We start from the raw sequence: 21,217 nt of genomic DNA, 5'->3' as shown, positions 1-21,217 counted from the left end.
GCGTGCGGCACCGTCTGCGGCAGCGCGGCCCGCGCCTCGGCGGTCAAACCCCGCCCCACCGGTACGAACACCGTCGGCCGTACGCCGTCGGTGACCGGGAGCGACACCGCCCGGGCCCCGGTCTCCTCGGTCCACGCCACGGTGAACCCGCCGAGCAGGCAGGGTGCGACGTTGTCCGGGTGTCCTTCGATCTCGGCGGCCAACCGCAGCGTCGCCGCGTCGTCCAGTCGCCGCGTCCCGTCGACCACCAGCGCCCGGGCGAGCTGCACCCCGGCGACGATCGCCGCCGACGAGGAGCCCAGCCCACGCGCCTGCGGGATCCGGTTCACGCACTCCACGGCCAGCCCCGGCGGCTGCCCCCCGAGGACCTCGAACGTTGCCCGCATGGCCCGTACGACAAGGTGCCGGTCGTCGGCGGGAAGCTCGTCGGCCCCCTCACCGTGCACCGTCACCCGCACCCCACCGGTGGTCACCTCGGCGGCCACGTCGTCGTAGCGCCCGAGCGCCAGCCCCAGCGCGTCGAAGCCCGGCCCGAGGTTGGCGCTGGTGGCGGGGACCCGGACCCGCATCGGCCCGGTCTCGAATGTCGTCGGCACGGGCCCAGCCTATGGCCCGGCGACGACACCCCCGTCGCCCGCCCGGCCCCTGGGACGACTAGCGGCCGACCGGGGTGGGCTGCGGCTCGGGGACCGGGTCGGAGAGGGAGAGCCCCCGGGTGGCGATCCGCCAACCCACTGCATAGACCACGGTGACCAGCCCGCATCCGGCCAGGACCACCCGCTCGTCGACCAGGTCGACCACCGAGGCGACAGCCAGTTGGCTGACCGAGATGGCCAGGGTGGCGAGCATCATGTCGGTGGCGAAGACCCGTCCGCGCAACCGGTCGGGCACCTCTCCCTGAAGGGCGTAGTTGGACATCACCCAGTTGCTCCCGCCGGCGAAGTGGGCCACGAAGACCAGCAGGAGCACCAGCGGGAACCACCCGACCATCGAGGTGCCCAGGTAGGCCAGCCCGTAGAGCGCCATCGACCAGGCCAGGCCGGTGAGCAACCAGGACCGTCGGGTCAACACCCGGCGCATGAGGATCGGACCGACGAGGGCACCCGCCCCGCGTACCGCGAAGAGCAGTCCGGTGCCGAGCGCGCCGACGCCGTACACTCCGGCCAGCAGTGGGAAGACGGTCAGGACCCCGTTGCCCAGGCCGACCGCCGACTTCACAGTGACCAGCGCCAGCACCCGGGGACGGTGTCCGATGTAGACGAGGGCCTCCCGGATCGCCGCAGCGGTCCGCTGCCGGGGTCCGGTCTCGTCGCGGGGTGCCTGGAGGGGCCGGCGGATGACGGCGGTGAGGCCCGCCGCCACCACCAGGCCCAACCCCGCCACCCAGAAGCAGGCGTACGGCCCGACGACGGCACTGAGCAGGCCGCCCAGGGAGGAGCCGACGATGGTCATCGTCCCCCAGGCGGAACCGGCAACCGCGTTACCGGCGGCCAGTTCGTCGAGGTCGAGGACGTTCGGCAGGGCGGCCTGGGCGGCCGGCGAGTAGAAGGCCTTCGCCACCGCGATCACGCCGATCCCCACCAACGCCAGCCAGGCGGTGTCCGCGCTGCGGACCCCGAGCAGCAGCATCGCACCGACCAGTGCGGCGGCGTTCGCCACCATCATCACCTTCCGGCGGTCGAACCGGTCGGCGACGGTTCCGGTGTACGGCAGCAGCAGGGCCAGGATCCCGGTGTCCACGGCCAGCACCAGAGCGCCCCAGACCCCGCTCCCGGTCAGGGCGGGCAGCAGCACCAGCAGCGGCACCATCACGAACCAGTCGGCGCCGAACACCACCAACTGGGCGCAGACCAGCCTGCGGAAACTGCGGTTACGGGTCAGGACCGACACGGTTGAGGCCACGAACCCGAACGCTACTCGGCTCGACCCGCCGAACCGGTGTTCTGCAGGATCTGCGACACCGTGACGAACTCGAAGCCGCGCTCCCGCAGCCCCCCGATCATTGCGGGCAACCCGTCCAGGGCCACCCGTCGGCGGGGCTTGCCGACGTCGTGGGCGAGCAGGATGGTGCCGGGGCTGACGTCGGCCACGATCCGGCGGGCGTGACCGGCCGGGTCGGCGGGGAACTCACGCTCACGCATCTGCAGCGTCCAGAACACCAACCGGTAGTCCAGGCGTACGGCGGCGTGCAGGACCGCTCCACCGAGGTGCCCGTACGGTGGCCGGAGCAGCCGAGGGGCCACCCCGGTGACCTCGGTCACCACGTCGTGGGTCCGCCGCAGGTCGTCGTGGGCCGCCCTGGCGTCCAGTCGGGCAAGGTCGGTGTGCGCCCAACTGTGGTTGCCCACCTCGTGCCGGTCGAGTCGCCCCCGCAGCAGGTCCGCATGACGTCTGGCCCGCTCGCCGACCAGGAAGAACGTGGCCGGGACTTCGTACCGGTCGAGGGTGTCCAACACCTGCGGCGTCCACAGTGGCCCGGGGCCGTCGTCGAAGGTCAACGCGACCCGTCGGGCCGTCGGGTCGCCGGCCCAGGCCACCCCGATCCCACCCCGTCCGACGTCCTGACGGCCGCTGCCGAGGGTGGCGCTGACCGGCCCGTCCGGGAGCTTCCGCCGGGAGGTCGACAGGGCGTCGCCGTCGGTGATCGCCGCCCCCAGGGCGGCCCCGCCGGCGAACAACAGGGCCTCACCCAGCACTCCCCGCCGCGCCCACCTGGCGGTGCCGCTCCTCGCGCTCGGCTCCGGTCCACTGTGCACCCCGACCACACCCACGACCTCGACGACACTTCTGCTTACTCAGCGTAGTCGGTGATTCTCCGGAGACCACTGTCGTTCCGCGACGCGGAACGCCCCCGGCGGGGAGACCCCGCCGAGGGCGTTCACACACCACGTGCCGTCGTCCACCTACTCGGTCGGCGGCAACGGCGACCGTCGGCTCTTGGGCAGCCGGAGCACCTCGAACTGGTCGGTGCCCTCGATCAGTGCCCCGGACGTCGCGGGTCGGGCCCCCGGGCCGGTTCCACCAGGGTCACCACCGCTCGCCGCCGCGCCGCTCGCCGCCGCGCCGCCCGTCGCCGCGCCGCCCGACGTCGGCCCGGTGGCGGTACGCGGTGCCGAACCAGCCTTCTCCGTCGAGGATCCGACCGTCACACCGGTGTCCCCAGTCGACTCCGTGACGGCGGTGCCCCCGGCGAAGCGGCGCTCCCACCGTCCCCGCAGGCTCTCCTTGGTGTGCTCGGTCATCGCGTACAGGGTGGGCACGAGGACCAGGGTCAGCAGGGTGGAGCTGAGCAGGCCGCCGATCACCACGATCGCGAGGGGCTGGGAGATGAATCCCCCCTCACCGGTCAGGCCGAACGCCATCGGCATCAACGCGAAGATGGTGGCGATCGCGGTCATCAGGATCGGGCGCAGTCGACGTCGACCACCCTCGACCACCGCCTCCCGGACCCCCATCCCCTGCGCCCGGTACTGGTTGACCAGGTCCAGCAGCACGATGGCGTTCGTCACCACGATCCCCACCAGCATCAGCACACCGATCAGCGCCGGTACGCCCAGCGCGGTGTCGGTCACCAGCAGCAGACCGATCGCCCCGGTCGCCGCGAACGGCACGGAGACCAGCAGGATCAGCGACTGGAGCAGGCTCCGGAACGTCGCCACCATGATCAGGAAGACGATCGCGATGGCTGCCAACACCGCCAGCCCCAGGTCGGCGAAGGCCTCCTCCTGGTCGGCGCTGACCCCGCCGAGGGTGAAGGTCGCCCCCGGCACGTCGAGGCCGTCCAACCGGTCACGCAGCTCACCGCTTGTCGCACCGAGGTTGGAGCCGGTCGCCGTACCGGTCACCGAGACGCTGCGCTCCCCGTCGATCCGGGAGATCTGCTGCGGCCCCTCGGACTGCTCGATGTCGGCGATGTCGTCCAGCCTGACCGAGCCGACCCGCAGGTTCCGCAGTTCGCCGACGGTCGTCGGCGGGGTGCCGCCGGTGGCCAGGACCACGGTGCGCTGCTCCCCGTCGACAGACACCTGTCCCAGCGGAGTGCCCCGGTACACCTGGGCCACCGCCTGCCCGACGGCCGCCTCGGTCAGCCCGGCCCGGGCAGCGGCCATCCGGTCCACCACGACGTCGACCCGGGCGACCCGCTCGGCGAGGCTGGTGGTGACGTCGGCCACGTCGGTGGTCTCGGCCATCACCCGCCGGGCCTCCTCGGCCGCCCGCGCCATCACCTCGGGGTCCGACGCCTCGACGATCACCCGGATCTCGTTGCCGGCGGCACCGCCCTGCCCGCTGCCGAAGGTGACCTCACCGATCCCGTCCCCGAGGCGGTCGATCTCCCGACGGAGTTCCTCCCGCACCCGCTCGGCGTCGGCCTCCTCGTCGAGGGTCACCGAGAATCCGGCCGTCTCGGCACCCCTGCCGCCACCGGCGAACGGGTTGTCGCTGCCACCGGCGGTGACCTGGTAACTCCGTACCCCGTCGGTGTCGGCCAGGACCGTCTCGATCCGGCGGGCCGCCTGGTCGGTGGCGGCCAGTCCGCTGCCCGCCGGCAGCTTCTGGGTGATGCTCAGGGTGTTCTGCCCGGCGTCGTCCAGGAAGTTGGTCTCCAGTCGGCTGCCGAGCAGGACCGTGCCGACCAGCACCACCAGACCGAGCCCGAGGGTGGTCCAACGGGTCCGGCGAGTACGGGTGGCAAAGTCGATCACCGGCAGGTATCCCCGCTGGAGGGGGTTGCGCAGCTCCCTCTCCTCGGCGGCCCGGCGTACGTCAGGGGTGACGGCGGGCTGCTTCAGGAACCAGTACGCCAGCACCGGGACGACCGTCAGCGACACCAGCAACGAGGCGACGAGCGCCACGGTGACGGTGATCGCGAACGGGGCGAAGAGCTGACCGACGAAGCCGCCGACCAGCACGATCGGGGCGAAGACCGCCACCGTGGTCAACGTCGACGCGGTCACCGCACCGGCCACCTCGCGGACCGCCACGAGGATCGCGTCCCGCTTCGGTTCGCCGTACTCCAGGTGGCGTTTGATGTTCTCCAGCACCACGATCGAGTCGTCCACCACCCGCCCGACGGCGATCGTCAACGCCCCGAGGGTGAGCAGGTTCAGCGAGTAGTCACCGATCCACAGGGCGAGGAGCGCCACCAGCACCGACAACGGGATGGAGACCGCCGTGACCACGGTGGAGCGGACCGACAGCAGGAAGACCAGGATGACGATGATCGCCATCACCAGCCCGAGGAGCCCCTCCGTGCTCAGCGTCTCGATCGACTTCTCCACGAACGGCGCCTGGTCGAAGACGACGGTGAGGCCGGCACCCGCGGCCGTCTCCAGCTCGGCGATCCGGTCCCGGATCTGGTGCGAGATCTCCACCGCGTTGCCGTCCGGGGCGGCGGTGACCGCCAGCCCCAGACTGTCCTGACCGTTGGTACGGGTGAACCCGGTCGGCGGGGCCGACCGCTGCTCCACCGAGGCCACGTCGCCGAGCCGGACCGGGGACGCCTTCGACTGGGTCGGGGCGAGCACGATCCCGCGCAGGTCGTCCAGGCTGGTGATCGGCGTTCCCACCTGGACCGTCAGCGCCCGGTCCCCGTCGGTGACCGCCCCGGCCGGAACGGCGACCCCGTTGTTCTTCAACGCCGTCCCGATGGCGGTCGGCTGGAGCTTGGCCTTGGTGAGCTTCGCCGTGTCCGGGATGATCACCACGACGTCGTCGCGGTCGCCGGTAACCTCGACGGTGCGTACCCCCTCGATCGCCTCCAGCTCCGGGACCACCGACGCCCGGAGCCGGGCGGCCAGCGCCCGCTCGTCCCCGTCGGCCGTCGCGGCCAGCACCACGGCCGGGAGGTCGTCGGTGCTCCCCGCGACGACCTGCGGGTCGACGCCGTCGGGCAGCTGCGAGGCGATCCGGCTCAGCCCGGTCTGCATCTGGTTGACCACGTCGTCCAGGTCGGTGCCGAACTCGAAGGAGACCTGGACGGTGGCCAGCCCCTCCCGGGAGGTCGAGGCGACCTCGTCGAGCCCGTCGATGCCCTGGAGACTGTTCTCGATCGGCTCGGTGACCTGGGACTCCACGATCTCCGGCGCGGCACCGGGATAGGTGGCCACGACGAAGGCGGCGGGGAGTTCCAGCGACGGAAGGAGTTGCTGCTTCAGCGACGGCACGGCGAACAGGCCGAACGCCGTGGTCACCACCGCGATGAGGGCTATCAGCCCTCGGTTGGCGAGGCTGAATCTGGCGAGCAGCGACATGGCGTAGCTCACTTCTGGGTTTAAGGATTTGGCGACATCAGTCTGCCCGATCCGGTCACTCCCACCGTTTGCGGGGCACCGCGCCACACCGGGTCCGCCTCGATCGGCCGACGCAACCGGCCGTCACGAAACCGACCGGGCCGAGACGGCAGGCGACCGACCAGGACAGGGCCGAGGCGGCGGGCGGGCGGGCCGAGGCGGCGGGCGACTGCCCGTCAGACGAGGTCGAGGGAGCGGGCGGCGGCCAGCGGGTCGTTGGCGATGGTGATCGGCGAGGGCGCGGTGGTGATCGCCCACTCCGGGTCCTTCAGACCGTGCCCGGTGACGGTGCACACCACAGTGGAACCGGCCGGGACGGTACCGGCCGCACCCTGCTGGAGCAGCCCGGCGACGCTGGCTGCGCTCCCCAACTCGACGAAGACACCGACCTCCCGGGCGAGCAGCCGGTACGCGGCCAGGATCTCCCGGTCGGTGACCGAGGCGATCAGCCCGCCGGAGGCGTCCCGGGCGTCGATCGCCCGGGTCCAGCTCGCCGGGTTGCCGATCCGGATCGCGGTGGCGATGGTCGACGGCTCGGCCACCACCTGACCGGTGACGATGGGGGCGGACCCGGCGGCCTGGAAGCCGTACATCTTGGGGGCCCGGGTGGAGTTGCCGTCGCGCAGGTCCTCGTTGTAGCCCATCCAGTACGCGGAGATGTTGCCCGCGTTGCCGACCGGCAGGCAGTGGATGTCAGGGGCGTCCCCGAGCGCCTCGACGATCTCGAAGGCGGCGGTCTTCTGCCCGTGCAGCCTGTCGATGTTGACCGAGTTGACCAGCGCCACCGGGTAGTCCTGGGCCAACTTCCCGGCGAGCGCCAGACAGTCGTCGAAGTTGCCGTTGACCTGGAGCAGCTTCGCCCCGTGCACCAGGGCCTGGGCCAGCTTGCCCAACGCGATCTTGCCCTGCGGCACCAGCACCGCGCAGGTGATCCCGGCCCGGGCCGCGTACGCGGCGGCGGAGGCGCTGGTGTTGCCGGTGGAGGCACAGATGATCGCCTTGTCCCCGGCCCCGACGGCCTTGGAGACGGCGAGGGTCATCCCCCGGTCCTTGAACGAACCGGTCGGGTTGGCCCCCTCGACCTTGAGGTACACGTCACAGCCGAGCCGGGCGGAGAGCACCGGGGCGGGCAGCAGCGGGGTGTTCCCCTCGTGCAGGCTGACGACGGGCGTGGCGTCGGTGACCGGCAGCCGGTTCCGGTACGCCTCGATCAGACCCCGCCACATGTCGCTCTCCTCGCTCTGTGCCGCCCCGGCCGGGAACGGCTCCTCAGGGTGGACCAGCCCACCGGACCGGCCCGTGCCGCACCCGCGGTCATCCACCTGGCGGGACACGCCCACCCGGTGCCGGACCACGGGGTGTTCCTCAGACCCCGCCCTCGACCCGCAGCACGCTGGTCACCGAACGGACGGTGTCCAGGCTACGCAGCTCGTGGACGGTGGCGGCCAACGCCGCGTCCGGTGCCACGTGGGTCACGATGACCAGTTCGGCGTCGTCGTCGCGTCCGGTGCCGGCCTCGGCCGACCCCTGCCGAACGGTGGCGATCGACACGTCGTGCCGGGAGAACACCCCGGCGACCGAGGCGAGCACCCCCGGACGGTCGGCCACGTCGAGGCTGATGTGGTAGCGGGTGAGCGCCTCCCCCATCGGCCGGACCGACAGGTCGGCGTACGCGGACTCGCTCGCCGCCCGCGCCCCGGCGAGCCGGTTGCGGGCCACCGCCACCACGTCGCCCAGGACCGCGCTGGCGGTCGGGGCCCCACCGGCACCCCGCCCGTAGAACATCAGCTGCCCGGCCGCCTCCGCCTCGACGAAGACAGCGTTGAACGCGTCACCGACGCTGGCCAGGGGGTGACCGAGCGGGATCATCGCCGGGTGGACCCGGACGCTCACCGTCTCCCCGCCCTGCGGGTCGGTGCCCCGGGCGGCGATGCAGAGCAGTTTGATGGTGCAGCCCATCGCCTTGGCGCTGGCCATGTCCGAGGCGGTCACCTCGGTGATCCCCTCCCGGTACACGTCGGCAGCGCCGACCCGGGTGTGGAACGCCAGCGAGGCCAGGATGGCAGCCTTCGCCGCCGCGTCGAAACCCTCAACGTCGGCGGTCGGGTCCGCCTCGGCGTACCCCAGCTCGGTCGCCTCCTCCAGGGCCTCGGCGAACCCGGCACCGGTGGCGTCCATGGCGGAGAGGATGAAGTTGGTGGTGCCGTTGACGATGCCGGTGACCCGGTTGATCCGGTCACCGTGCAGCGACTCGCGCAGCGGACGCAGCAGCGGGATCGCCCCGGCCACCGAGGCCTCGTAGTAGAGGTCGGCGCCGCCCTCGGCCGCCGCGTCGTGCAACGCCCCGCCGTCCTCGGCCAGCAGCGCCTTGTTCGCGGTGACCACGCTCTTGCCGCTGCGGAGCGCCTCCACCAGCCAGGTCCGCGCCGGTTCGATCCCACCGACCATCTCGACCACGACGTCCACGTCGTCGGACTTGATCAGGGCGAGCGGGTCGGTGGTGAACAGCCCGGGGTCGACGGGCAGGTCACCGCGGTCGCGGCCGTGCCGACGAACCGCGATGCCGGCGATCTCCAGAGGGGCACCGATCCGTGCCGCGAGGTCGGCCGACTGCTCGTGCAGCAGCCGGACCACCTCGCTGCCGACGGTTCCGCAGCCGAGCAGGGCCAAGCGCACAGGTGAGCTCATCCAACATCCAATGCGAGCAGGTCGTCTTCGGTCTCCCGCCGGACGATCAGGCGGGCCCGGCCGGCACGGACCGCGACCACGGGGGGTCGGGGCACGTGGTTGTAGTTGCTGGCCATGCTCCGGCAGTAGGCACCGGTGCCGGGCACAGCGACAAGATCTCCGGGCTGCACGTCCGCGGGCAGGAATTCATCCTTCACCACGACGTCCCCGGACTCACAATGCTTTCCCACCACGCGGGCAAGCACGGGGCGGGACGTCGATGCCCGGGAGGCCACGGTCGCCGAGTAGGACGCGTCGTACAGGGCGGTACGGATGTTGTCGCTCATCCCCCCGTCCACGCTCACGTACGTCCGACGCCCGTCGGTGCCCTCCCCGGCGGCACCCAGCGGCACCGACTTGACGGTCCCCACCTCGTAGAGGGTGAACACGGCGGGGCCGACGATCGCCCGACCCGGCTCGATCGACAAATGCGGTACGGCCAGGTTCTCGACTGCGCACTCCGAGTCGACGATCTTGCGCAGCCGCTTGGCCAGCTCGGCCGGGACGGCCGGATCGTCCTGCGAGGTGTACGCGATCCCGAACCCCCCGCCCAGGTCCAGCTCGGGCAGCTCCACCCCCCGGGCGTCGCGGATCTGCGCCTGGAGGGCGAGCACCCGCCGGGCGGAGACCTCGAACCCGCTGGTGTCGAAGATCTGCGAGCCGATGTGCGAGTGCAGTCCACGCAGCTCCAGGACGTCCTCGTCGAGGATCCGCAGCGCCGCCGCGATCGCCGCCCCGCCGGCCAGCGAGAAACCGAACTTCTGGTCCTCGTGGGCGGTGGCGATGAACTCGTGGGTGTGCGCCTCGACGCCGACGGTGACCCGGATCAACACCCGGGGGCGGACCCCCCGCTCCCGGGCCAGGGCGGTCAGCCTGTCGATCTCGGTGAACGAGTCGACGATGATCCGCCCCACCCCGGCGTCCAGGGCCCGGGTGAGTTCGGTCACCGACTTGTTGTTGCCGTGGAACCCGATCCGCTCCGGGGGCATCCCGGCGGCCAGCGCGGTGGCCAGCTCGCCCCCGGTGCAGACGTCCAGGAACATGCCCTCCTCGGCGACCATCCGGACCACCGCCCGGCACAGGAACGCCTTGCCCGCGTAGTAGACGTCCTCGGTCGGGAAGGCGGCCTGGAACTCCCGGCACCGTTCCCGCAGGTCGTCCTCGTCGAGGACGTACACCGGGGTGCCGTACTCGGCGGCGATCGCACCGACGCCCAGCCCGGCGACAGTCACCTCGCCGGCGTCGTCCCGGACCACGTTGCGCGGCCACAGCTGCGGCATCAGCGCGTTGACGTCCACCGGCACCCGCAGCCAGCCCGGTCCCCGGTTGCCGATGTCGCCGTGCAGCGCTCCGGCCTCGTGCGCCCGCATCAGACTTCTCCCTCCGTCGCCCGCACGCCTGTCACATCCGCTCCGGGGCGGAGACCCCGAGCAGGTGCAGTCCGTTCGCGATCACCGTACGGGTGGCGTCGTTGAGCCAGAGCCGAGCCCGGTGCAGGTCGGTGACCTCCTCCTCGCCCCGGGGGAGGATCCGGCAGTTGTCGTAGAACCGGTGGTACGCCCCGGCCAGCTCCTCCAGGTAGCGGGCCACCCGGTGCGGCTCCCGCAGCTCGGCGGCGGCGGCCACCGTTGCGGGAAGCTCGGCGAGCGCCTTGAGCAGCTCGTTCTCCTTGTCGTGGGAGAGCAGCTCGGGGTGGAACGAGTCCCCCTCCCCCCGGGTCAGCCCCACCTCGGCGGCGTTGCGCCCGACGCTGGCGGTCCGGGCCGCCACGTACTGGACGTAGTAGACCGGGTTGTCCCGGGTGGCCCGGGTCCACAGCTCCACGTCGATGTCGATCGGGGAGTCGATGGAGTACCGGGCCAGGGCGTACCGGGCGGCGTCCACCCCGATCGCGTCCACCAGGTCCTCCAGGGTGACCACAGTCCCGGCCCGCTTGCTCATCCGCACCGGTTCCCCGTCGCGGAGCAGGTTGACCAGCTGGCCGATGAGCAGCTCCAGGTTGACGTCCGGATCGTCGCCGAAGCAGGCCGACATGGCCTTCATCCGGCCGAGGTAGCCGTGGTGGTCCGCGCCGAGCATGTACACCGCCCGCTCGAACCCCCGCTCCCGCTTGTCCAGGTAGTAGGCGCAGTCGGCGGCGAAGTAGGTCCACTCGCCGTTCGACTTGCGCAGGACCCGGTCCTTGTCGTCGCCGAAGTCGGTGGTCCGCAGCCAGACCGCGCCGCCGTCGTCGTAGACGTGGCCCTGCGTCCGGAGCCGGGTCAGGGCGTGTTCCAGCTCACCCCGGTCGTGCAGGCTCTGCTCGCTGAAGTACCTGTCGAACTCCACGCCGAACTGACCCAGCGAAGACTTGATCTCCGAGAGCATCAACGCGACGCCCTCGTCCCGGAAGACCTGCCGGGCCGCCTCGTCGTCGAGGGTCGCCGCCTCCGGCCGGGTGGCCTGCACCTGCGCGGCGATCTCGGCGATGTAGGCACCCCCGTAACCGTCCTCGGGGGCGGGCTCGCCCCGGGCGGCGGCGAGCAGGGAGGCGGCGAACCTGTCGATCTGGGTGCCCGCGTCGTTGACGTAGTACTCGGTGCCGACGTCGGCACCGGTGGCCCGCAGGAGCCGGCCCATCGCGTCGCCGACCGCCGCCCACCGGGCCCCGCCGATGTGCACCGGGCCTGTCGGGTTGGCCGACACGAACTCCAGGTTGATCTTCAGCCCGGCGAGGGTGGCGCTGCGGCCGTACTCCGGGCCGGCCTCGACGATCGTCCGGGCGAGCTGCCCGGCGGCGGCGGCGTCCAGCCGGATGTTCAGGAAGCCCGGACCGGCGATCTCCACCGACTTCACGCCGGGGGCCCGGCCGAGCTCGGTGGCCAGGGCGGCGGCCAGGTCACGGGGGGCGACCCCCACCCGCTTGCTGAGCTGGAGGGCCAGCGTCGAGGCGTAGTCCCCGTGCTCGGGGTTGCGGGGTCGCTCGACCGCGGTCCGTTCCGGCAGGGCGGAGCGGTCCAGGCCCCGTTCGGCGAAGACGGCGTGGGCAGCGGAGAGTACAACCTCGGCGAGTTCTGCGGGAGTCACCGAACCATGTTATCGGGGGTAGACTCGGTCCCCGCGGCGGCGACCCGGTGCGGGGCCAGGACCGCCGGCTCCCCTGACCGACCGATCCTGACGAGGCCCGATGAGCATCAGCACCCCGGGCGGCAACCACAGCCGTCCGTCCGTGGTCAGCACCGGCAAGAAGCCGGCGGCCGACCGGCCCGCCGCCGGTGCGAAGCCCCCTGCCGGCAAGTCCGGAGCCAGGCCGGGCGGCAAGCCCGGTGCCGGCACCCCGGGCCGGGCCGGGGGAGGCAAGGGCAAGGGCAAGGGCGGACGCAAGTCGATCGCCCCGGTCAAGGTCAGCCAGAGCCGGCCATGGGGTCCCATCGCCCTCTTCGTCGCCGTCGGCGTGCTGGCCACCGCCATCATCGGCTACGGCGCCTGGGCGTCCTTCCAGGGATCGCGTCCCTGGGAGGAGCGGGCCGACAACATCGCCGACATCCAGAACTTCCGCAAGAGCGACCCGGAGCTGGTCAAGGGCGCCAACCACCAGGCCGGACCGGTGGAGTACGCACAGAGCCCGCCGGTCGCCGGTCCGCACAACAACAGCTGGCAGAACTGCATGGGTGACGTCTACGACGCCCCGATTGCCAACGAGCACGCGGTGCACAGCCTGGAGCACGGGGCGATCTGGATCACCTACCGGCCGGACCTGCCCGCCGACCAGGTGCAGCAGCTGACCGAGAAGGTCCAGGGCACCGAGAAGATGATGCTCAGCCCGTACGAGGGGCTGGACAGGCCGATCTCGCTCCAGGCCTGGGGCTACCAGCTCAAGGTCGACGACGCCGGGGACAGCAGGATCGACGAGTTCACCCGCACGCTCCGGGTGAACGCCTCGATCGAGGGGCCGAACGCGCTCTGCTCGCAGGGCATCACCGCCACCGGCACCACGCCGCGTGACGGTGCCCAGATGCCGCAGACCCAGGGCTGAGACCAGCGGGAGGAACGATGACCACGTCCACGACGACCGGCCGCGACGACACGGCGGTCTCGGCACCGGCCGGTCGCCCCTCGCCGACCCGACGGTTCGGCACTCTGGCGCTCGCCGCCGCCGTCGTGGTCGGTCTGCTCCTCGGGTACGCCGGTGGGCTCCTGACCCCCAGCCTGACCCGTCCGGGGGACGCGTCGGTCGAGGCCGGGTTCTCCCGGGACATGACCACCCACCACGCCCAGGCGGTGCAGATGGGGCTGGTCGCCTTCCAGCACGGCACCGACCCCGAGGTGCGGCAGATCGGGCTCGACATCGCGCTGGCCCAGCAGGGCGAGATGGGCGGGATGCAGGCCTGGCTGCGCTCCTGGGAGCTGGACCCGTCCGGCACCCAGCCCCGGATGGCCTGGATGCCGGGCGGGCAGGAGATGGTCCGTGACGGGTTGATGCCCGGCATGGCCACCACCGAGGAGATGGCCCGCCTGGAGGCGGCCCGGGGCCCGGAGGTGGACGTCCTGTTCCTGGAGATGATGATCAAGCATCACATCGGTGGCGTCCACATGATCGACGGACTCCTGGGGGCCAGCGACGAGACGGACGTGGTCCGGACCGCGCAAACGATGAAGAACACCCAGCAGAAGGACCTGGTCAACCTCCGCAACGCCCTGGAGCGCCTGCGCCCCTGACCGGCAGCCCCGTACCCGTACCACCGAGAGGGTGGTGGCGACCCGCTTCCCGGGTCCGCCACCACCCTCTCGCCGTACCACCTCCTGCCGGACTGATCACTGTTCGCGGCTTTCGAACGCATAAGACCGATTTGGACGATTGTGTAGGTTAGAGGTTTTTCTACCCACATATCGTGACCCGTAGTGATTCGGGCTCGTTGCGCAGGACGTGGGGGTTGCACTGAGAGACGCACGCCGTTCGGTGACCAGTTGGTGCCGACGGCACACGATCGGCGGTGACGGGGCGGTGGCAGCCGTCCGTCGCGGACATCGGCAGAGCGAGCCCGGAGCGCTCAGCCGCGAACAGGAACTCGAACTGATCGACGTGCTGCGCGGGGTCCACCCCGACGAGTTCGGCCTGGACGAGGAGCTCTGGACCCGACAGAGCCTGGGCCTGCTCATCCAGCGCCGGTTCGGGCTCCCGCTCGACCACGGGGCGGTGGGTGCGTACCTGCGGGCCTGGGGGTTGGGGCCACGCGAGCCCCGCGAGCGGGCCTGCGGGCTCTGCGTGAGCGCGGTCGAGCACTGGGTACGCCTGGAGTACCCGGCGATCACCCGGGCCGCCCAGGAGCACGTGGCCGAGGTCTACTGGATCGGCCGGGTACGCCTGCGCGGCACCATGCCCGCCGCCGACGTGATCTCGGCGGTCTCCTCCCGGGGCCGGGTCCGGTTCATGATCACCACTCCGTCGGTCGACCCGCCGCTGCCCCGGGACTTCGTCCTGCGACTCAGCGGCGCCGAGGAGCGGACGGTGCACCTGATCGTCGACGGCTCCTGGCCGCGCGGCGAGTGGCCCCGCCGACTGCCCCGCCGGGTGGTGCTGCACCCCCTGCCCAGCTGCGGACGCCCCCTGGCCGCCTGACCAGGCCCGCAGCGACACGCGGCGGACCGCCGGGCACCGATTCGGCGAACCGGGAGGACCTTTGCTAGTCTTTCCCCGTCGCTGAGCCCCCGTAGCTCAGGGGATAGAGCACCGCCCTCCGGAGGCGGGGGCGCAGGTTCGAATCCTGCCGGGGGCACCTTTCACCACTCTGTTCCACTCATCCTTCGGCGGAGCGCCGGGCCCGTGCCCGGCGCTTTCCCTCGTGCATCGCCTGGACCCGTGCCACCGGGATGGTGTGCCCCTCGGCGACCAGGTCGGCGGGGAGCCGTTGCGGCGTGGGCAGCGCGGCCGACCAGAGATCCCCGGCGGCGACCAGAGCGGGCACGGTCCGGATGGTGAAGTCGGCCGGGGCGACGGCGTCGAGGTCGGTCCTCACGGATGAAGGCGGTGGTGGCCAGCGCCGGGTCCAGGCGTTCGGCCCGAGCGGCCAGTGCCCGGGTGGCGGCGGCAGTGTCGGCCGGGTCGGTCCCCGCCTCCATCGGCACGAAGACGTGCAGGCCCTTGGCGCCGCTGGTCTTCACCGCACCGGTCAGCCCGGCGTCGGCGAGCGCCTGCCGGACCAGCCGGGCCGCGGCGACGGCCTTCGCGAAGGAGTCCCCCTCCGGCGGGTCGAGGTCGAGCACCAGGTGGGTGGGGCGGTGCAGGTCCTCGACGGTGGCGAGGGTCGGGTGGTACTCGACGGCGCGCTGGTTGGCGAACCAGAGCAGCGTCCGCCGGTCGTCACAGAGGGCGTACGCGATCTCCCGGTGGGACGCCTCGGCCCAGACCCGGGTCCGGGCCACCCAGTCCGGGGTGTACTTCGGCAGGTTCTTCTGCATGAAGGCAGGCTGTCCGGGACGGACCCGGACCACTGACAGCGGTCGACGGCGCAGGTACGGCAGGATCCGGTCCCGGACGGCGTCGAGGTAGTCGACGAGGTCCCGCTTGTCGGCGTCGGCCCCGTCGAAGAGGGGCTGGTCCAGGTTGGTCAGCGGTACGTCGCCCCGGGTCTCGTCGGTTCCGCTCATCGGTCCACCCTCGCCTGCCCGCACCCCGAGGTCAACGAGGCGCGGCCCGTCTCACCGAGAGTCGAAGCGACGCGTCTCGGGAGGTCGACGCGACGCGACGCGTCTCGGGGCGTACGGTCTCCCGACCGCTCATGTTGCCAGGCTTGCCAGATCGGTGGCAAGCTGTTGACAACACGTGACGGTCGCAAGGAGCTGACATGGAGCGCAGACTGAAGTTCAGCATCGTGATCCCGTACAAGCAGCGACTGGCCACGCTCCGGCTGGTCTTCGCGTCCCTGGCCGAACAGACCCTGGGGCGCGACGAGTTCGAGGTCGTCGTGGGCGCGATGGAGTACTCCCCGGAGTACGTGACGCTGTGCCGGGAGTTCGAGGACCGGATCGACGTGGTCTCGGTCCTCACCGGCGAGGAGTGGAACGTCAGCCGGGCCCGCAACCTCGCCATCCGGCACGCGTCCGGACAGGTACTCCTCCTGCTCGACGCGGACATGGCGCTGCCCGCCAACGGCCTGCGGCACCTCTACGACAGGCACTTCGCCCACGGGCAGAACATCTGCGTCACCGGCCAGGCGATCGGCTACCACGACGTGGTGGACAGCGACGTGGCCGACGCGCAGGTGCTCTCCTGGGACACCTACCGGGACCGGATGGCCCGGGTGGAGACCTCCGGGGACGTCCGGGGTGACGTCCGTTGGACCCCCGAGTACGCCCCGGCCATCGCCCGGTTCCCGTGGGCCTTCGTCGGCACGGGCCTGGTGGCCCTGCCACTGGACGTGGTCCGTCGACACGACCTCCTGCTCGACGAGGGCTTCCGGGGCTGGGGACCGGAGGACCAGGAGTGGGCGTTCCGGGTGTCCCGGACCGGCACCCCGATCGTGCAGGCTGACGCCTTCTTCGCTGTGCACCTGCCACACCCCCGGGACGTCGCGGCGAACGGGGCGACCGCGTGGCCGAACAACCGCTACTACCTGGCCAAGTGGCCCCGACTCGACCTGGAGTTGGCGTTGGCCTTCGGGTGGCTGGAGGCGGACCGGTGCTATCCGGAGGTCGAACGGGAACTGGCCGGGGCCGCCGGTCCCGGCCGGTCGCTGGCGGTGGTCCGGGGCGACGTCGACGGCCGGGACGTCCTGGTGGTCGGGGCCCGCGTCGAGACCGGGTCCGGTACGCCCGAGCCCGAGGTCGCCGCCCTGTTCGACACGGTGCGTCCGGTGCAGACGTACCCGCTGGCCGGGTTCGGGCTGCCCTACCCGGACGACGACGTCGAGGAGTGCCGCCTGCTGCCGGCGATCGACGGGCTCGGGCAGCGCTACCGGGAGGCGATCCACCGGGAGGCCGAGCGGGTGGCCCGGAAGGTGGCCGCCCCCGACGACGACCGACGCCGATGACCGGGCCGGCTCCGCGACGTGCATGATCCACGACCCCGTGGGGCACAGGGGGACCGACGACACGGACAGGAAGGACACGAGCACCGATGGTGAGCAGTGAGGTCAAGGCGTCACCCCTCGGGCCGGAGCCGGCGCACCCCACCCCGTGGACCCGGTGGGCGACGGCAGCCGCGTTCCTGGTCACCGGTCTGGTGCTCGCGAGCTACTTCGTCCGGGTGCCGTCCCTGAAGATCAAGTACGGGTTCACCGACGGCGAGTTGGGGCTCTTCTTCGTCCTGCCGGTGGTCACCGGCCTGTTCGCCATGCAGGCGACCGGAAACCTGGTCGCCCGCTTCGGCAGCGCCCCGGTCATCCGGGTCACGATGGTGGGTCTGCCGCTCTCCCTGGCGGGCATCGGATTCGCCGACAACCGGTGGCAGTTCGCGCTCGCCCTGCTGCTCTTCGGCATCTTCGACGGGCTGATCGACGTCTCGATGAACGCCCACGCGGTGACAGTGGAGCGGGCCCTGCGACGACCCATCATGAACAGCTGCCACGCCGGGTGGAGCATCGGGGCGATGGCGGGCGCGGCGCTGGGCGCACTGGCCATCAAGGCCGACCTCTCCCCCACCCGGCACTTCCTGCTGATCTGCGGCTTCCTGTTGCTGCTCGGCCTCTTCACCGGCCGGCACCTGCTGCCTGCCGCGGCCGACCGGTCCGAGGGGTACGCCACCGAGACCAAACCGAAGGTCCGCTGGTACGAGGGGTGGACCCCCCGGGTGGTCCTGCTCGGGGTCACCGGAACCGTGGTCCTGGTGGCCGAGGGGGCGGTCGGCAACTGGGGTGGGGTCTTCCTCCACGACGAGTTGGGCGCCACCCTGGCCACCGCCAGCCTGGGTTACCTGGCGTTCAGCGTCTTCCAGGCCGCCGGCCGGCTGGTCGGCGACCGGATCCAGGAGCGGGTGGGCGCCGGGCGGCTGATCCGGTGGGGTGGCGTCGTCGCGGTCGTCGGACTGTCGATCGTGGTACTCAGTCCGGTGCCGAGTGTGGCGGTCGCCGGTTTCGCCGTCCTCGGTGTCGGCATGTCGGTCCTCGTGCCGCTGATCATGAGCGCGGTCGGGCACAGCGGTGCCGAGTCCGGCGACGCCAACGCGGCGGCGGCGCTGGCCAAGGTCCAGACCCTCACCTACAGCGGGATGCTCCTCGGTCCGGTGCTGGTGGGCTGGTCGGCCAGTGGAATCGGGCTGACGCTGACCCTGGCCGTCCTGCTCGCCGTCCTGGCCCTGACCCTGGTCACCGGGCTGCGCCGGATCTGACCCGGCGGGCCGGTAACCCCGCGCAGCGCCTGACCCGTCGGAGGCCGAACGTGGCGAGGGCCCCCGGTCACCCGGGGGCCCTCGCGGCGTACGGGGACTGTCAGGTTCCGGCGTACGCCGGGTCCGACCGGTGGTGGTTCGACACCCCGCCCAGGTAGTAGCGGACGGTGGGCCGACCGGTGGTGTGCAGGCGTACCCCGGCCCGCAGGAGCGCCTCCAGGAGCTTGTCGTCGGGGGCGGCGTTCTTGGCGTGGTCGTCGGCGGTGAACGTCTCCGGGATGGGTACCCGCAGCAGCAGCTCGCGGCGGATCAACCAGACGCTCTGGTCGACCAGGAGCACCGGGTCCTCCGGTTGCAGGACGGTGCTGGTCCGCAGCGTCGAGGGCAACACCGGATCGGCCCGGTCGAGCAGGATGTTGGTGCCCCGGCGACGGACCCCCCTGTCGCACATCAGCGCGAAGATCCGCTCCCCCTCGGCCCGGTCCGGTGCGGTGTGCCAGACCTCCTCGGTGTACGGCGTCCCGTCGGCGTGCCACATCGTCCGCCCGGAGTGGACCGCCTCGGCGCCGTTGCGCTGGGCGCACGCGTACAGGCTGCTCAGGTGGTCGGGTTCGAACTCGTTGTCGTCGTCGAGGAAGGCGATCCAGTCGGCGGTGCCGACCCGGGCACCGACGTTGAACAGCCGGGACAGCCGGGGATAGACGTACCGCTTGTCGCCGGGGGGTTCGTCGCGCTCGGCGGCGCTGCGGGGCACCAGGTGCGCCACGTGTCGCAGCCCCGGGCGGGTCGGGGCGGCCTCGACCACAGGCACCGCGTCCGGGTCGTCGTCGACGACCACCACGTGCTCGATCTCGCCGGGGAAGTCCTGGTCGTGCACCGAGGCCATGGCACGGCGGAGCAGGTCGTTGCGGTGCCGGGTCAGCGTCACGACCCCGATCGTCTCGGTCGGCATGCGGATCCTTTCCGGTCGGCTGGCCGGTCGGATCACACCCGACCGGTGGGCAGGGGCGGTCCGCCGCACCGGTGACATCCCTGGTGCGGCGGACCGCTTTCGTCACGGACGCCGTGGGTGAGCGGTGACTCAGGTACGAGGCAGGGACAGCTCCCCCGACCGGTCCCCGGAGCCGGTCGGCCGGCCGTCGCGGAGGAACCCGAGCCAGTCCGGCAGCGGATCCCGCCGCCGCAGGACGTCGACGCAGTCGGGCAGGGCGCGTTCCCGGATCAGGGCGTTGAGAGCGAAGAACTCCAACGGTGGGTCCGGCTCCAACAGGCGACTGATCGGGGTGTCGTACCGGCGGGCGATGTACTGGTAGTTGCGTACCCCGAGCTTCTTGTTGTGCTCGTGGCTCTTCTCGTGCGGATAGTGGATCGCGGCGGCCTCCCGCCCCACCACGAACCGGGCCCCGTCGAGGAAGAGCCGGTAGGCCAGTTCCACGTCCTCCCCGCCCCAGGTGCGGAACGCCTCGTCGAACCCGCCGACCCGACGCAGCTGCTCGGTGTCGGCAGAGGTGTTGCAGGTCCAGTAGATCAACCACGGGGCGGGCAGCTCGTCGACGGCGTCGGTGTACTGGTCGTAGAAGCTCTCCCGGACGTCGAGCCACCGCCCCTCGTCGCGCAGCCGGGCCACCGTCGCGTCCGGGTCGTCGAAGTCGAGGGTCGCCAGCATCTGCGCGGCGTCCTCGTTGTCGTGGTTGAAGCAGTAGACGTAGCCGACCACTGCTGTCGGGGTCGGCCCCGCGTGGAGCGCCACGTGCGCGCGCAGCGCCCCGGAGTGCAGCAACACCCCGGAGTCGACGAAGACGCAGATGTCGCCACGGGCCGCGGCGATGCCCACGTTGCGTGCCGCCGCCACCCGGAAACCCTCGTCCGGTTGGTGGAAGTAGCGCAGCGGGAGCCGGTCGGCGTACTCGCGGGCCACCGCCGCCGTGTCGTCGGTCGACCCGTCGTCGACCACCAGCACCTCGAACCGGTCGAGGCCGAGGTCCTGGCGAATCAGCGAGTCGAGGGTCCGCCGCAGCAGCCCCGAGCGCTGGTAGGTGGGGACGACGACGCTGCACGTCGGTCGTCGGGTCGGCGTACGGCTCATCTCGCCTCCACTGGGTGCGGCGCGGCCGGTCGCGCCTGCGCCGGGCGCGACGTGGCCAGCAGGTGATCGACGGTGACGAAGCGCAGACCCCGGGCGAGCAGCCCGTCCAGGATCTCCGGGAGGGCGGCAACGGTCTGCGACCTGTCCCCTCCCCCGTCGTGCAGGAGGACCACCGAGCCCGGCCCGGTGCCCGTCGACACCGACTCGACGATCCGGTCCACGCCGGGAAGCGCCCAGTCCCAACCGAGGGCGTCCCACAGGACAGTCGTCATGCCCATCTCGGCCAGGCCGGTCAGCACCTGCGGGGACCGACCCCCGTACGGCGGGCGGAACAGCGTCGGCGGTGCGGTGCCGGTCGCCCCGGCCAGGGCCTCCCCGGTCCGCTGGACCTGCTCGCCCAACTCGGCCCGGCTCAGCTCGGGCAGGAACGGGTGGGACCAGGTGTGGTTGCCCAGTTCGTGTCCCCGCCGCCGGATCTCGTCGACGATCTCCGGGTACGCGTCGACGAGCAGCCCGACGCAGAAGAACGTGGCCTTGACCTGGTAGCTGTCCAGGATGTCGAGGATCTGCCCGGTGTACGGCGGCAGCGGACCGTCGTCGAAGGTGAGGGCGATCTCGTCGCGGTCGCGTCGACCGTGGGTGAGGCACCGACCGGCGGCGGTCAACTCCGTAACCGTGTCGGCGCTGGCGGCGAAGCCGGCGTTGAGGTCGTCGCCACGGCCCCGCAGTGTCCCGTCCGCGAGGTCCAGCCGGGGCAGCCGGTCGAGGTCGCGCAGGGCGACCCGGGCCAGGACGCCGGCGGGCACCGAA

At 71.9% G+C, this 21,217-nt stretch carries 16 protein-coding genes, 1 tRNA gene and 1 pseudogene; 6 read left to right on the top strand and 12 right to left on the bottom strand.

Annotated features, from left to right (window positions below):
* The 8 genes from ABT336_RS05150 to argS all read right to left on the bottom strand — a co-directional run.
* A partial coding sequence (locus ABT336_RS05150) for a homoserine kinase (RefSeq protein WP_350895227.1) occupies nucleotides 1-569 on the bottom strand: 569 nt, incomplete at its 3' end.
* A gap of 85 nt (nucleotides 570-654) precedes the next feature.
* Nucleotides 655-1,902: an MFS transporter gene (locus tag ABT336_RS05145; protein ID WP_350895222.1), complete on the bottom strand. Its 1,248-nt coding sequence runs from the start codon at nucleotides 1,900-1,902 to the stop codon at nucleotides 655-657.
* Between the two features lie 11 nt (nucleotides 1,903-1,913).
* The gene (locus ABT336_RS05140; protein ID WP_350895221.1) at nucleotides 1,914-2,765 is read right to left on the bottom strand and encodes a polysaccharide deacetylase family protein; all 852 of its coding nucleotides are present in this window, start codon (nucleotides 2,763-2,765) and stop codon (nucleotides 1,914-1,916) included.
* 138 nt (nucleotides 2,766-2,903) lie between these two features.
* Nucleotides 2,904-6,251, bottom strand: coding sequence for an efflux RND transporter permease subunit (locus ABT336_RS05135; protein WP_350895225.1), 3,348 nt, complete (start codon nucleotides 6,249-6,251; stop codon nucleotides 2,904-2,906).
* A gap of 215 nt (nucleotides 6,252-6,466) precedes the next feature.
* Nucleotides 6,467-7,516: a threonine synthase gene (thrC, locus tag ABT336_RS05130; protein WP_350895220.1), complete on the bottom strand. Its 1,050-nt coding sequence runs from the start codon at nucleotides 7,514-7,516 to the stop codon at nucleotides 6,467-6,469.
* 139 nt (nucleotides 7,517-7,655) lie between these two features.
* Nucleotides 7,656-8,966 carry a homoserine dehydrogenase gene (locus tag ABT336_RS05125; protein ID WP_350895224.1) on the bottom strand — a complete coding sequence of 437 codons (1,311 nt, stop codon included), beginning with the start codon at nucleotides 8,964-8,966 and terminating at the stop codon, nucleotides 7,656-7,658.
* A gap of 8 nt (nucleotides 8,967-8,974) precedes the next feature.
* Nucleotides 8,975-10,387, bottom strand: coding sequence for a diaminopimelate decarboxylase (gene lysA, locus ABT336_RS05120; protein ID WP_350895219.1), 1,413 nt, complete (start codon nucleotides 10,385-10,387; stop codon nucleotides 8,975-8,977).
* 31 nt (nucleotides 10,388-10,418) lie between these two features.
* Complete coding sequence (gene argS / locus ABT336_RS05115; protein ID WP_350895218.1) at nucleotides 10,419-12,083, bottom strand: arginine--tRNA ligase; 1,665 nt, start codon at nucleotides 12,081-12,083, stop codon at nucleotides 10,419-10,421.
* A gap of 100 nt (nucleotides 12,084-12,183) precedes the next feature.
* Between argS and ABT336_RS05110 the strand changes: the two genes are divergently transcribed.
* From ABT336_RS05110 to ABT336_RS05095, 4 genes are all read left to right on the top strand, one after another.
* Nucleotides 12,184-13,032, top strand: a complete 849-nt coding sequence (locus ABT336_RS05110) for a thioredoxin-like domain-containing protein (RefSeq protein ID WP_350895217.1) — start codon at nucleotides 12,184-12,186, stop codon at nucleotides 13,030-13,032.
* A gap of 17 nt (nucleotides 13,033-13,049) precedes the next feature.
* Nucleotides 13,050-13,715 (top strand): DUF305 domain-containing protein, encoded by a 666-nt coding sequence (locus tag ABT336_RS05105; protein ID WP_350895216.1) that lies wholly within the window; start codon nucleotides 13,050-13,052, stop codon nucleotides 13,713-13,715.
* A 208-nt stretch (nucleotides 13,716-13,923) separates the two neighbouring features.
* Nucleotides 13,924-14,616, top strand: a complete 693-nt coding sequence (locus ABT336_RS05100) for a winged helix-turn-helix domain-containing protein (RefSeq protein ID WP_350895215.1) — start codon at nucleotides 13,924-13,926, stop codon at nucleotides 14,614-14,616.
* Nucleotides 14,617-14,701: 85 nt separating this feature from the next.
* Nucleotides 14,702-14,773: transfer RNA gene (locus ABT336_RS05095), tRNA-Arg, on the top strand.
* A gap of 21 nt (nucleotides 14,774-14,794) precedes the next feature.
* Here ABT336_RS05095 and ABT336_RS05090 read toward each other — a convergent pair.
* A pseudogene (locus ABT336_RS05090) lies at nucleotides 14,795-15,644 on the bottom strand (DNA polymerase domain-containing protein).
* Between the two features lie 197 nt (nucleotides 15,645-15,841).
* Between ABT336_RS05090 and ABT336_RS05085 the strand changes: the two are divergent.
* On the top strand, nucleotides 15,842-17,026 hold the full coding sequence (locus ABT336_RS05085) for a glycosyltransferase family 2 protein (RefSeq protein WP_350895214.1): 1,185 nt from the start codon (nucleotides 15,842-15,844) through the stop codon (nucleotides 17,024-17,026).
* Between the two features lie 86 nt (nucleotides 17,027-17,112).
* Nucleotides 17,113-18,321 (top strand): MFS transporter, encoded by a 1,209-nt coding sequence (locus ABT336_RS05080; protein WP_350895213.1) that lies wholly within the window; start codon nucleotides 17,113-17,115, stop codon nucleotides 18,319-18,321.
* A gap of 100 nt (nucleotides 18,322-18,421) precedes the next feature.
* On the opposite strand, the gene ABT336_RS05075 is transcribed toward ABT336_RS05080, so the two are convergent.
* The 3 genes from ABT336_RS05075 to ABT336_RS05065 all read right to left on the bottom strand — a co-directional run bounded on the left by ABT336_RS05075 (nucleotide 18,422) and on the right by ABT336_RS05065 (nucleotide 21,213).
* Complete coding sequence (locus ABT336_RS05075; RefSeq protein ID WP_350895212.1) at nucleotides 18,422-19,273, bottom strand: glycosyltransferase; 852 nt, start codon at nucleotides 19,271-19,273, stop codon at nucleotides 18,422-18,424.
* Between the two features lie 129 nt (nucleotides 19,274-19,402).
* The gene (locus tag ABT336_RS05070; RefSeq protein ID WP_350895211.1) at nucleotides 19,403-20,407 is read right to left on the bottom strand and encodes a glycosyltransferase family 2 protein; all 1,005 of its coding nucleotides are present in this window, start codon (nucleotides 20,405-20,407) and stop codon (nucleotides 19,403-19,405) included.
* Entirely contained in the window at nucleotides 20,404-21,213 is an 810-nt protein-coding gene (locus tag ABT336_RS05065) for a polysaccharide deacetylase family protein (RefSeq protein ID WP_350895223.1), read from the bottom strand. The genes ABT336_RS05070 and ABT336_RS05065 overlap by 4 nt, the downstream gene beginning before the upstream one ends.
* Nucleotides 21,214-21,217 lie beyond the last annotated feature (4 nt).

Source organism: Micromonospora sp. NPDC000207 (assembly GCF_040300925.1).
GTDB lineage: Bacteria > Actinomycetota > Actinomycetes > Mycobacteriales > Micromonosporaceae > Micromonospora.
The sequence above is the reverse complement of the archived record's forward strand: the minus strand, read 5'-3'. Positions and strand labels throughout refer to the sequence as shown.